The organism is Polynucleobacter duraquae (assembly GCF_000973625.1).
Lineage (GTDB): Bacteria > Pseudomonadota > Gammaproteobacteria > Burkholderiales > Burkholderiaceae > Polynucleobacter > Polynucleobacter duraquae.
Window position 1 is genome coordinate 565248 of the sequence record NZ_CP007501.1, and the last position, 12092, is coordinate 577339.

General features: G+C 44.6%; 11 protein-coding genes. 10 read left to right on the top strand and 1 reads right to left on the bottom strand.

The window, feature by feature from the left end:
• The first annotated feature begins 125 nt into the window (after positions 1-125).
• The 8 genes from CL55_RS02975 (at position 126) to CL55_RS03010 (ending at position 8330) form a co-directional block, all read left to right on the top strand.
• Positions 126-1124 carry a Bug family tripartite tricarboxylate transporter substrate binding protein gene (locus CL55_RS02975; protein WP_205621330.1) on the top strand — a complete coding sequence of 333 codons (999 nt, stop codon included), beginning with the start codon at positions 126-128 and terminating at the stop codon, positions 1122-1124.
• A 121-nt stretch (positions 1125-1245) separates the two neighbouring features.
• A complete protein-coding gene (locus CL55_RS02980; RefSeq protein ID WP_046329797.1) occupies positions 1246-1773 on the top strand; it encodes a tripartite tricarboxylate transporter TctB family protein in 528 nt (175 codons plus the stop codon).
• A 44-nt stretch (positions 1774-1817) separates the two neighbouring features.
• Positions 1818-3317 carry a tripartite tricarboxylate transporter permease gene (locus tag CL55_RS02985; protein WP_046329798.1) on the top strand — a complete coding sequence of 500 codons (1500 nt, stop codon included), beginning with the start codon at positions 1818-1820 and terminating at the stop codon, positions 3315-3317.
• A 115-nt stretch (positions 3318-3432) separates the two neighbouring features.
• The gene (locus CL55_RS02990; protein ID WP_046329799.1) at positions 3433-3807 is read left to right on the top strand and encodes a DUF2946 domain-containing protein; all 375 of its coding nucleotides are present in this window, start codon (positions 3433-3435) and stop codon (positions 3805-3807) included.
• Between the two features lie 78 nt (positions 3808-3885).
• Positions 3886-6048: a TonB-dependent receptor gene (locus CL55_RS02995; RefSeq protein WP_046329800.1), complete on the top strand. Its 2163-nt coding sequence runs from the start codon at positions 3886-3888 to the stop codon at positions 6046-6048.
• 100 nt (positions 6049-6148) lie between these two features.
• Positions 6149-7312, top strand: a complete 1164-nt coding sequence (locus tag CL55_RS03000; RefSeq protein WP_046329801.1) for a sialidase family protein — start codon at positions 6149-6151, stop codon at positions 7310-7312.
• Positions 7312-7788 carry a TlpA family protein disulfide reductase gene (locus tag CL55_RS03005; RefSeq protein WP_046329802.1) on the top strand — a complete coding sequence of 159 codons (477 nt, stop codon included), beginning with the start codon at positions 7312-7314 and terminating at the stop codon, positions 7786-7788. Before CL55_RS03000 ends, CL55_RS03005 begins: the two co-directional genes overlap by 1 nt.
• A 56-nt stretch (positions 7789-7844) precedes the next feature.
• Positions 7845-8330, top strand: coding sequence for a copper chaperone PCu(A)C (locus CL55_RS03010; protein WP_046329803.1), 486 nt, complete (start codon positions 7845-7847; stop codon positions 8328-8330).
• Positions 8331-8405: 75 nt separating this feature from the next.
• Here CL55_RS03010 and ilvD read toward each other — a convergent pair whose 3' ends face one another.
• Positions 8406-10097 carry a dihydroxy-acid dehydratase gene (gene ilvD, locus CL55_RS03015; RefSeq protein WP_046329804.1) on the bottom strand — a complete coding sequence of 564 codons (1692 nt, stop codon included), beginning with the start codon at positions 10095-10097 and terminating at the stop codon, positions 8406-8408.
• A 227-nt stretch (positions 10098-10324) separates the two neighbouring features.
• Between ilvD and CL55_RS03020 the strand changes: the two genes are divergently transcribed.
• The gene (locus CL55_RS03020) at positions 10325-10957 is read left to right on the top strand and encodes a response regulator transcription factor (RefSeq protein ID WP_046329805.1); all 633 of its coding nucleotides are present in this window, start codon (positions 10325-10327) and stop codon (positions 10955-10957) included.
• A 74-nt stretch (positions 10958-11031) separates the two neighbouring features.
• Positions 11032-12072 (top strand): helix-turn-helix domain-containing protein, encoded by a 1041-nt coding sequence (locus CL55_RS10610; RefSeq protein WP_046329806.1) that lies wholly within the window; start codon positions 11032-11034, stop codon positions 12070-12072.
• Positions 12073-12092: the final 20 nt, after the last annotated feature.

A 12092-nucleotide genomic window follows, 5' to 3' on the forward strand; every position in this document is an offset into this window, starting at 1 on the left:
CCCATTTGATAATTGTTGACTTTTATCAAGTGTTCACGCCTCAGCTTGGATAAAAATCCTCACATAACAAATAAAAGCCAAAGTAATATTGGTATTCAAATTTTTTTGGAGGAGCGTTCATGAAGATGAAGTTAAAAGGGGCATTGATTTCTACCGCATTAGCCCTCGGTGCTGCTGCTGTTTCACCTGCTTTCGCTGCTTGGGAACCTACTAAGCCAGTTGAGTTCATCATTCCTGCCGGTCCTGGCGGTGGTGCTGACCAAATGGCTCGTATGATCCAAGGAATCATCACAAAGAATAATCTGATGAAGCAGGCTGTTATTCCAGTAAATAAATCTGCTGGTGCTGGTGCTGAAGGTTTCCTGGCAATGAAAGAAGCTAAGGGCGATCCAAACAAGATTGTGATTACTCTCTCAAATTTGTTCACAACTCCATTGGCAACTGGCGTCCCATTTAACTGGAAAGACATCACTCCAGTAGCCATGTTGGCATTAGATCAGTTTGTGCTGTGGAACAACGTAGACAAGCCATACAAAACAGCCAAAGAATATATCGACGCCGCTAAAGCAGCTGGCCCAGGTAAATTCAAAATGGGTGGTACTGGCTCTAAGCAGGAAGATCAAATCATTACTGTTGCCCTTGAGAAAGCTACTGGTGCTAAGTTCACTTACATCCCATTTAAAGGGGGTGGCGACGTTGCTGTGCAGCTCGTAGGTAATCACGTTGACTCTACTGTGAATAACCCAATCGAAGCAGTCGCTCAATGGCGTGCTAACAAATTACGTGCCTTGTGCGTATTTGATGACACTCGTATGCCTTACAAAGAGAAGATTACTGCTACGCAATCATGGTATGACGTTCCAACCTGTAAAGAGGCTGGCGTTACTACTGACTACGTGATGTTGCGCGGTATTTTCATGGCTCCAGGCGTTACTCAAGAGCAGATTGACTACTACATCAATGTGTTCAAGAAAGTACTACAGACACCTGAGTGGAAGAAGTTCATGGCTGATGGCGCATTTAACCAAACATTCATGACCGGTAAAGAATTTACTAACTGGTTGACATTGAATGAAGTGCTCCATAAGCAGTTAATGACTGAAGCAGGTTTCTTAGCTAAGTAATTTTTTAGATATGAGATGGGGCCTCTGCGAGGAGGCCCTATTTTTTAAATGTAAAACGTAGTAGCACTGAGTATTAAACGCAAAGCAGTATTAATTAACCATTTATTAGCGAACGAAGCACATGTCTGAACATACAAATAATACAAATCAAGAATCCATGATCAGTGTCAGGATGATGGATATCTTCACTGCGCTCTTATTCATTGCCGTAGGTCTAGTGGTCATGATAGGAAGCATTAAGTTAGGCGCCAGTTGGGGTAGCGACGGTCCTGAGGCAGGCTATTTCCCTTTCTACATTAGCTTAATTATTCTGCTCTCTAGCTCAGTGACGCTCTATCAAGCCGTAGTGGTTGATAAGAAAAAAGAGACAGAAACATTTGTTGATAAAGAATCGTTCAAGCAGGTGATGGCCGTGATGTTGCCGGCTATTGTCTTTGTGCTCGGTGTTCAGCTGATCGGTATTTATGTTTCTTCTGTAATTTACATTGCCGTATTCATGGTCTGGCTTGGTAAATACCCACTATGGAAAGCAGCAGCAGTTTCTGTAGGTGTGAGTGTGGCCTTGTACCTCATGTTTGAGTACTGGTTCCAAGTTCCATTGCCACACGGCTCCTGGATTAATCCGCTTGAGTTCATTGGCGTGCAGTAAAAAAGAATAACTATTAAAAAAGATTAGAAAAGAAGGAGTTCAAGTTGGAAGAAATTAACGCTCTATTCAGCGGCTTTGCCGTTGCAATGACACCCTTTAACTTACTGTTAATGATCGTTGGTGTGACACTCGGCGTGATTATTGGCGTATTGCCAGGTTTAGGTGGCGCTAACGGAATTGCGATTCTGTTGCCATTGACCTTCACAATGCCGCCAACTTCAGCAATCATCATGCTCTCCTGCATTTACTGGGGCGCGTTATTTGGCGGTGCGATTACATCTATTCTGTTTAACATTCCTGGTGAGCCTTGGTCTGTTGCGACTACCTTTGATGGTTATCCAATGGCCCGTGAAGGTAAAGCTGGCGAAGCCTTAACAGCAGCGTTCACATCTTCATTTGTTGGTGCGTTCTTTGCGATTGTGATGATCACCTTCTTGGCGCCTTTGGTCGCAAAGTTTGCCCTGCAATTTGGTCCGCCAGAATTCTTCTCGGTGTACTTGCTTACCTTCTGTAGTTTCGTGGGTATGAATAAGGGATCACCATTTAAGACGATCTCCGCCATGATGTTGGGCTTTGCTCTAGCCTCAGTTGGTATGGATACAGTGACAGGTCAATTGCGTTTGACATTCGGTAGTCACGAGTTGATGCGTGGTTTTGACTTCTTAATTGCTGTTATTGGTTTGTTTGGTATCGGCGAGATTCTGTTGTCGATGGAAGAAGGCCTCGAGTTTAAGGGTGCTGCTGCAAAGATTCGTCGTCAAGTGGTTCTTGAGACTTGGGCGAAGTTGCCAAAGTATTGGGCTACAACACTGCGCAGCTGCTTGATTGGTTGCTGGATGGGTATCACCCCAGGTGGTGCAACTCCAGCTTCTTTCATGGCCTACGGCGTTGCTAAGCGCGTGTCCAAGAAGGGCGAGAACTTTGGTAAGGGCGAGATGGAAGGTATTGTTGCTCCAGAAACAGCAGCCCATGCTGCTGGTACTGCTGCTTTACTACCAATGCTCTCACTAGGTATCCCAGGCTCACCAACAGCGGCTGTATTGCTCGGTGGCTTGTTGATCTGGGGCTTACAACCAGGACCATTGCTCTTCGTTGAGAAGCCAGATTTCGTTTGGGGCTTAATTGCTAGTATGTATTTGGGTAACTTGGCAGGCTTGTTTGTTGTATTAACTTGCGTTCCATTGTTTGCCTCGATCTTGAGAATTCCATTCTCAATCATTGCTCCAGTCATTATTGTGATTTGTGCGGTTGGTGCTTACACCGTTCACAATGCAACTTTCGACGTTTGGTTGATGATGGGCTTTGGCTTGCTCGGCTACATCTTTAAGAAACTCGACTACCCAATGGCGCCAATGGTCTTAGCCTTGGTATTGGGCGACCGTGCGGAAGATTCATTCCGTCAGTCCATGTTGATTTCTCAAGGTAGTGTTGACGTGTTCTTCTCAAACTACTTGGTAGCTGGTATTACAACTCTAGCCTTGGTATTGTTGTTCTGGCCATTAATTGGCAAGCTCACAGGCAAGAAAAAAGCAGCTGCAGCGTAAGCTGTAGAAGTAAAAATACAGCTCAATCTAGTCAAAAGCAAAAATTGAGCAAAGAGAAGGGGGCATAAGCCCCCTTTTTCTATGCCTACAAAAAATCCGATAAAATCGCCACATCATGAATTTCCGTAAAAACCGCCTCATTCACTGGATTGCCGCTTTAGCAATCGCAATGAGTTCGCTTGCGCCAGCAGTTTCTCAAGCGGTATCGCTAGCGAAGCATGGCCAAGGTTTTGCAATGGAGATTTGTGCGGCAGATGGCACAAAGTCACAAATTAGCGTTCAAAGCTCTGAGCAAACAGAGTTGGCTGAGTCAGTTCAGCCATGTCCGTATTGCATTACTCACACAGCCATCACACCAGCCTTCAATACCAATCTCACTTTCCAAGCTCCGCAAACACTTGCTTTGCTGCCACAGCTTTTCTATCAATCACCTAAGCCACTCGCAGCTTGGGTAAGACCTCCTTCAGCAGCGCCTCCCACACAAACCTAAATCTTTTAGGGCATAGCAAAGCTATGTAATTAGCAACAAGCCCCAGGCAAGTTGCATAAATATTGTGTGGAGAAGAAGATGTTGTTCAAGCAAAAGAAAATTAGTGCATGTATTGGCATGCTATCTATTTCAATACTATTGTCTACGGGTGCCAAGGCTCAAATTGCACCACCTCCTGATTATGATCAGAAGTTGGGGGATGTTGTGGTGAGTGCAACTATATCCGGTACGCAACTAAAAAATATGACTCAAAACACTACGGTTTTGACGAAGGAAGAGCTGGAGATATCACCAGATCAAACCATTGATCAAGTGCTCAAAAATACGCCCAGCGTTTTTCTAAATGATCAGCCATATTATGAGAAGGACCCTACTGGACAGGGTATCAATGTCCGCGGATTGGGAACTGCGAGAACCCTAGTATTGATTGATGGCGTGCCGGCTAACGATGCGATGTACGGAACTGTGCAGTGGAATTTAGTACCCATGTCATCTATTCAAGATGTGGAGTTCATCCGTGGCGGTGTTTCTAATTTATATGGAAACTATGGAATGGGTGGCGTGATTAATATTACAACTAAGCCGATGAAGGACAATGGCAACGAAGTATCAGCGAGCTATGGAAGTTATGGCACGCAAAATGTGGCAGCCTCAAAAGATATTGCCATCAATGATGTTTTGAAGCTTAGAGTTTCTACAGATTATTTTCACACTGCGGGCTATGTGCAGGCAGCTACGATTTACCCAGCCAGAAATATTGGTGGCATTGCATCATCTTCCGTTAGCTCTACATCGACAGGCTCTACTGGCGTTGCTAAGGGAATGGGCCCGGAGTTTGCCAATGGATCGAACTATCGCCTACAGGGATCCCTTAAATTCAGTCCCGATACAGATGGCTTCTTCAAAATGGGTTATCACGAAATGCAAAACCTCCCAACTGGAGGCTATGTTCAGGGGGTAAAAGCTACTCAGGAATCAACGTTTTCAGGTGGCACGAATACTCGGTTTGGGGATGGTAAAAAATTAGCCACTAATCTATTTTATGAAAACACTACCCTCATACAGCAAAATATAACTGCAGCAACTGCTTCAGCCAATCCCTATGTGAGTCGCATTGATAAAAATCCTTACAACACACTTGGTGGATCAATTCAATATGTGCAAGATTTAAAAGAGCAAATGATTGATCAATTTACAGTGGGGGCAGATGTTAGAACTGTTGAGGCGATTAATAATGGAGCAGTTATTAACTCTAGTGGAGTGGCAACTGGGGCGGGGTTTTATGCGCAGGGTAAGCAGCAGTTTTATGGCGCCTCCGGACAAGTCAAATCTAAACTTCAGTCTATTCCGTTGCAAATGACGCTGTCTGCGCGTGTTGATCAATGGATGAGCCAAGTGCCAACGTATTACGTACAGTCGACGACAGGTACTCAAACCCCCACCAATTCACCAAATCAAAGCAAGACCGAATTTAGTCCTAACTTAGGTTTGCTATATGAATTGACTAAAAATATTAATTTAAGATCTGCCGCGTATCAAGGCTTTCATGCACCGGGTTTAAATAACATGATTCGTAGCTACGGTACTTCAAGGTATACATTGGCAAATCCCAATCTTTCTCCAGAAACAATGAAGGGCTATGAGGCAGGGTTTGATTACCGTTGGAATGAAGGTATTTTTCAGCTTACTGGTTATAAAGCAAATGTCTATAACGCTATCAATCCTGTTACCGTTGATTGCCCAAGCGGGTACTCGGGATGTACCAGTGCAACTCAACAATCCAATAGTCAAACACTTCATGCACAAGGTGTGGAAGTTCAAGGGCGCTATGACTTTCATAGACAATGGTCAGCGGAAGCCGGCTATACCTTAACTCAGTCAATTCTGACATCCCAAGCAGCGGCAAACTTGAGTACTGAGCCAATTAATTCTCAGTTACCTGGTACGCCAGGCAAAATGGGTAATCTGGGTTTGACCTACTACCCAACAGTCAAGTCAAGCCTAACAACTACCCTCCGCTATATTGGCCCTTCATGGTGGGATTCCCTGCATACAGTAGAGGTCCCAACGTATTTTGTCGTAGGCTTGAGAGCTAACTATGAAATCTCACCTAATGTGACCATGTTTGCTAGTGCGGTGAACTTACTCAATCGAAATTATGTAACTTTTGGTGGTACAGGCGGTCCAATTATTCGGGGACAGCCACAAACGGGTACTATCGGGGCTCGCATCACATTTTAAAATTATGAAAATTAGCCATCCATCTCAGTGTGATTTTCTATGTAAGGTACTTCTGTTTGCTCTATTGAACATAGGGGCATCTGGTAACTTATGGGCTCAAATGGATCACCTATCCCACTCAGGGCTGAGCGTATCTAAAAAGCCTAAAAATGTATGTATAGGCAACGGCTTAGATTGCGCAAACGCTGCGACTCCTTTTTTAGGCAATGATGGAAAATTATTTCTAACTTGGACTGCGGGTGGCGTAGTGTCATTTGCTCAATCCAATGATTTGGGTAAAACATTTAATTCAGCTGTAAAAATTGCTGAACATGGTAAATCCTTAGACGCAGGAAGTGATGCACGCCCTCAGATAGTCGCTGATTCAAGCGGAAATATATTTTTGGCCTACGCCTTTTTTAAGGATTCCAATTGGAACGCTCAGATTAATACTTCGCGTTCTAATGATGGTGGCAACACCTTCTCTGTTCCAGTCTCATTGATTGAGGATGGATCTAGTCAGCGCTTTCCCTCTATATTAATTAGACCAGATGGATCCATCTTTGCAGCCTGGATTGATAAACGCTTAGTCGCGAGTGCTAAGCAGAGTGGTGCAAAAAAATTAGGAGCTTCGATTGCCTATTCCTTTTCTGGCGATCATGGTCGAACTTTTCAGATTGAACGTATTGCCAACGAGAATAGTTGTGAGTGCTGTCGCATAGGGACTGCCCTCGACGTAACTTCTAACCCCATCATGATTTATAGAGCAATCTTCCCCGGAGGCATCAGGGATCATGCAACTCAGATTATTAGCTCTAAGGGTGCTGAACCAATAAGGCGGGTTTCAGATGATCAGTGGAAGACGGATGCATGCCCACATCATGGACCTGCAATTGCTGTTTCCCAGTCCGGAAAAATACATGCTGCTTGGTTTACTCAGGGTGAAACTCGTTCAGGTGTTTTTTATGCAAACTCAAGCAATCAGGGGCGTAGTTATGGGAAGCCTACTAGGATTGGTGCTGATGGTGCCAATATATCTAGACCATATATTTTGGCTTTAGAGAATACGGTCTATTTAGTATGGAAAGAATTTAATGGCAAGTCTTCCACTGTGCACTTAAAAAAATCTATGGATGATGGCGGCACTTGGTCACCACCTCAGGCTGTATTTGAAACATCAGGCTACTCTGATCACCCTCTATTAATTAGCCAGGGTAATGTTGTTTATCTGTCTTGGCTAACACGTGATGATGGTTATCAATTCATCAAAATAGGCTCACCGTAATGAAGAGAATCGTACTGGCAGTTTCCATTTTTCTGGCTATTTGTCATGCGGCATATGCTGATCCAATTAATTTAAAGCCATATCAACAGGGTGAGTGGCCCTCAATTCTCCAATCTGCGAATCATGACCCAATAGCCATTCACTTCTGGGGGGTGACTTGCCCAGCCTGTGTAAAAGAAATGCCGCAGTGGGGAAGGTTTGTTGAGAAGAATAAAAACTTGAAGATTATTTTTATTCAGGTTGATGATGTTTCCCCGGAGATGATTAAGAAGATGCTATCCAAAGCAAAGCTTGATGATGCTACCCATTATTATGTGAGCAGCCCATTTGACGAGCGTTTACGTTATGAGATTGATCCCAAATGGCGCGGAGAAACTCCCATTACTATTTTAGTGAATAGAAAAGGTCAGGCCAATAGAAAAACGGGGCCTATGGATTTTTCTCAGTTAAGTAGCTGGTTCAATAAGAATAATTAATGAAATTAATCTGAGATATAGATCGGAATTTGAAAATTAACTAGGAGGATGTATCAATGAAAAGTAATACATTATTAAATGCATTATCTGTCGCTGTATTAAGTTTTGGTGTGGTTGGCCTAACTCATGCACAAAATGCCAAGGTGGGAAGCGTGCAAATTGAAAATGCTTACACTCGTTCTACTGTTCCAGGTCAAATGGCTGCAGGTGGCTTTATGAAAATCGAAAACAAGGGGCCTGTGGATCAATTGATTTCTGCAAGCTCACCAGTAGCTGGTGAAGTTCAGTTACACGAAATGGCAATGGAAGGTAACGTCATGAGAATGCGCCAAGTTAAAGAGGTAGTAGTGCCTGCAGGTGGAGCTGTTGAGCTCAAGCCAGGCGGCTTACATTTAATGTTCATGAACATTAAGGCTCCATTGGCTGCAGGCGAGACCGTTCCAGTCAAACTCAAGTTTGCTAAAGCGGGTGAGGTAGAAGTGAAGATGCCTGTGAATGCTATGGGTGCTGGAGCAGGTCATGGCGGAGCAAGCAAGCACTAAGCTAAATCTCAAGTGGTAAGAGTAATAAAAAAGCCCCTAGTTTGACTTAGGGGCTTTTTAGTTGCGTGAATCAATTTAGATCTTTAAATCCAAATCAGTCACTGCGCCTTTGCTAGCACTACTTGCCAAGCTTGCGTATTTCGCAAGCAAGCCGCGGGTGTAGCGTGGCTTTGGTTGAACCCAAGCTGCACGGCGCTTAGCAATTTCTGCCTCGTCAACGTTTAACTGAATAAGTAACTTATGAGCATCGATCGTGACAGAGTCACCTTCATGAATGAGGGCAATCACGCCGCCTACAAAAGCCTCAGGGGCAACGTGACCTACAACCATGCCCCAAGTACCGCCAGAGAAGCGGCCATCGGTTATGAGGCCTACTGTCTCGCCTAAGCCCTGACCAACCAGGGCGGAGGTAGGAGCTAGCATCTCACGCATGCCAGGACCGCCTTTGGGGCCTTCGTAACGAATGACCACAATGTCACCATCTTTAATCTTTTGCGCCATGATGGCAGCCATTGCGTCATCTTCAGAATCAAATACGCGAGCAGGACCAGTAATGGATGGATTCTTGAGGCCGGTAATTTTTGCAACACAGCCTTCAGGAGAAATATTACCCTTAAGAATTGCTAAGTGACCTTGTTTGTACAGTGGGGTATCTAAAGTACGAATCACTTTTTGATCAGCACGCGGTACGGATGGAACATCTTTTAATGTTTCAGCAATCGTTTTACCAGTGATGGTCATGCAGTCACCATGCAAGAGTCCGCCATCCAATAAGATCTTCATCACTTGCGGAATGCCGCCAGCCTGGTGAAGGTCAGTTGCTAAATACTGACCAGATGGTTTCATATCCACAATCACGGGAACGCGCTTACGAATACGCTCGAAGTCATCAATCGTCCAATCGATTTCAGCAGCGCTGGTAATCGCCAGAAAATGTAGAACTGCATTGGTAGAGCCACCCACTGCCATGATGATGCTCACTGCGTTCTCAATAGATTTCTTGGTAATAATGTCGCGTGGACGTAAATTATTTTTAATAGCTTCGACCAAGACAATGGCCGATTCATGGGCGCTTGTGACTTTCTCAGCATCTACGTTGGCCATCGTAGAAGAGTAAGGTAGGCTCATACCTAAAGCCTCGAATGAGGAGCTCATAGTGTTGGCGGTATACATACCTCCGCAGGAACCGCTTCCTGGACAAGCATTTTGCTCGACACCTTTGAGATCTTCTTCGCTGAGGCGACCAGAAGTAAATTCACCAACAGCTTCAAATGCAGAAACAATATTGAGTTCTTTGCCTTTGAAATGGCCAGGCTTAATGGTTCCGCCATAAACATAAATTGCCGGTACGTTAGTGCGCGCAATCGCCATCATTCCGCCTGGCATGTTTTTATCGCAGCCACCAATGACGAGAACGCCATCCTGCCATAAGCCATTTACACAAACTTCGATACTGTCGGCAATCACTTCACGCGAGACGAGAGAATATTTCATACCCTCAGTACCCATACCAATACCATCGGATACAGTTGGGGTGCCAAACATTTGCGCTTTTGCACCAGCCTCTTCAAGGGCGCTTACTGCTGCATCAGCGAGTTTCTGTAAGCCACTATTACAAGGGGTAATGGTGGAATGGCCATTAGCCACACCAACCATCGGCTTAACAAAATCCTTCTCTTCGTAACCCATCGCGTAATACATTGAGCGATTAGGAGCGCGAGCAACCCCTTCGGTGACATTGCGTGAGCGTTCATTGAGGCGTTTCATGCTGATATTGACTCCAGAAAAGAATTTGTCGAAAAGCTCTATTGTGCCGTGATAAAAGTGGTAATGCAGGGGTTTTATAGAGAGGGCATGCTTCTATCATGCATCGCAACAAGTAGATTTCTCTATTGTATTTGGTGATTCAGTCAATTTATTAGCTTAAGAGCTAATACCCATCCTAAAAAACCTGCGGTAAATTGGACATTCTTCCATTTTTCCTTTTAAATTCAATGACTAAAGTTGGTCACATCTATCTAATCGACGACGACGAGTCGATACGCACTTCTTTAAGTCGAATGTTGAAAGATGTTGGCTATACGGTGGAGGATTATTCCTCTGCGTTGACATTTTTAGAGCATTCTGTACCGGTAGCGCCCGCGGTCATATTGCTTGATATGCAAATGCCGGATATGACTGGCCTTGATTTACAGGAAAAATTGGTTCATCTAGGCCGTAAAACCCCTATTGTGTTTGTCAGCGGGCAGAGCCACCCCCATCAAATCGTTAAAAGTCTAAAGCGTGGCGCTGTTGACTTCCTTTTCAAACCCTTTAATTTGGAAGATCTATTAAGTGCTGTGGCAGATGCGCTCGAGTTTGATAGGCGCCAGCTCAAGCGTATCTCTAAAGAGGTGGAGACTAAGAAAGACTATGCAACTCTGACGCCTAGGGAAAGGGAGGTCTGTTTTTGGTTGGTAAAGGGATTGCTAAATAAAGATATTGCCGTCAAACTGGGGACAACTGATGCGACGATCAAGGTGCATAAGGCCAGGGTGATGGATAAGATGAATGTGGAATCAGTCCAAACACTTGTCGCTAAGTACCTAGAATCTGATCTTGAGAATTTACAAAAAATTAGCTCTTAAGCTAATTTCCCTAGTTATTTATAGGCACTATGATGGGGCATGTTTTTGATAGATAAAGCACTTACAACACTTTTGTGAATACCGATTCCAAACCTCCAGATATTCGCAAAGAGGCTTTTACTAAGGCTCGCGAAAGCCTGAACTTAAGCACCAAAGAGCTTGGTGGCATGGCCTGCCTATCCACTCGCCAAATCGAGCAAATCGAAAACGGCGAAACCAGCTCTTTTTATAGCGCTCAAATCAAAGCGACTGCTGCTAAGAAAGTAGCAAAGTTGCTCAAGTTAAGCGATGAAGAGGCATTTGATTTCAGTGCAATTGCTCCTGAGACCTCAAACATATTGCAGTTACCAATTGCAGAGTTTAAATTAACTAATACTCCAAAGAATGAGGAGGTCAAAAAAGAGACCTCTAAAAAGACGGAAGAAAAAATAGATGCCGTCCAAACCCAAGAGCAGGTGCAAGAGAGTCAGTTGCCCGTAGAGGAAAAAAAAGTTCAGGAAAAAGAAGTCACCCTAAATCAAGACACTCCAAAGCCAAAATCGACTGCACAAAAGAATCTGTTTCTTTGGTTAAGCGTGGCTGCAGCAGCGGCATTTGCATTGGTTAATTTGAAGCCTTTATTTGTCTTAGAAAAACCAGCGGAAATCGTGGTCGTAAAAGAAGAAATCATAGAGCCTGTTCCAGCGGCTATGCCAGCGGAGCCCGCGCCAGCAGCCCCAGCTTCTTCAGCAGCTCTTGTCCCAGCACTGCCAGCTCCCGTTGCCAGTGCTGAAGCTGCGGCAGCATGCCCTGCTGAAGAGGGCATTATTAGCTATAAAACAGATGCACCTCGCAAGGCGGCCGATATGGTTTATGTGCAAGTGAAATCAAAGCAAGTAGTGTGTGTAAGTGACGCTACTGGGAAGATGCAAAACAAGATGATTGAACCTAGCGCGGGAGCATCTTTTTATGGAAAGCCCCCATTCAAAGTTCTGACTGGGGGCCTCGCTCAGGCTGACGTGTTTTTTCAGGGTGCTAAAGTGCGCCTAACAAATCTCAATTACAAAACCTTAGTATTGGAAGCTGCTGAAGTGACGGCTCCCACTGCAGACCGGACAGATTCCCAGCAGCGCTAACCCTCGGAGTTAGCGCATCA

Bases quoted from the DNA above. Each gene is read 5' to 3' on its own strand.
- CL55_RS02975 (WP_205621330.1), top strand. From the start codon at position 126: ATGAAGTTAAAAGGGGCATTGATTTCTACCGCATTAGCCCTCGGTGCT.
- CL55_RS02980 (WP_046329797.1), top strand. From the start codon at position 1,246: ATGTCTGAACATACAAATAATACAAATCAAGAATCCATGATCAGTGTC.
- CL55_RS02990 (WP_046329799.1), top strand. From the start codon at position 3,433: ATGAATTTCCGTAAAAACCGCCTCATTCACTGGATTGCCGCTTTAGCA.
- CL55_RS02995 (WP_046329800.1), top strand. From the start codon at position 3,886: ATGTTGTTCAAGCAAAAGAAAATTAGTGCATGTATTGGCATGCTATCT.
- CL55_RS03000 (WP_046329801.1), top strand. From the start codon at position 6,149: ATGGATCACCTATCCCACTCAGGGCTGAGCGTATCTAAAAAGCCTAAA.
- CL55_RS03005 (WP_046329802.1), top strand. From the start codon at position 7,312: ATGAAGAGAATCGTACTGGCAGTTTCCATTTTTCTGGCTATTTGTCAT.
- CL55_RS03010 (WP_046329803.1), top strand. From the start codon at position 7,845: ATGAAAAGTAATACATTATTAAATGCATTATCTGTCGCTGTATTAAGT.
- ilvD (WP_046329804.1), bottom strand. From the start codon at position 10,097: ATGAAACGCCTCAATGAACGCTCACGCAATGTCACCGAAGGGGTTGCT.
- CL55_RS03020 (WP_046329805.1), top strand. From the start codon at position 10,325: ATGACTAAAGTTGGTCACATCTATCTAATCGACGACGACGAGTCGATA.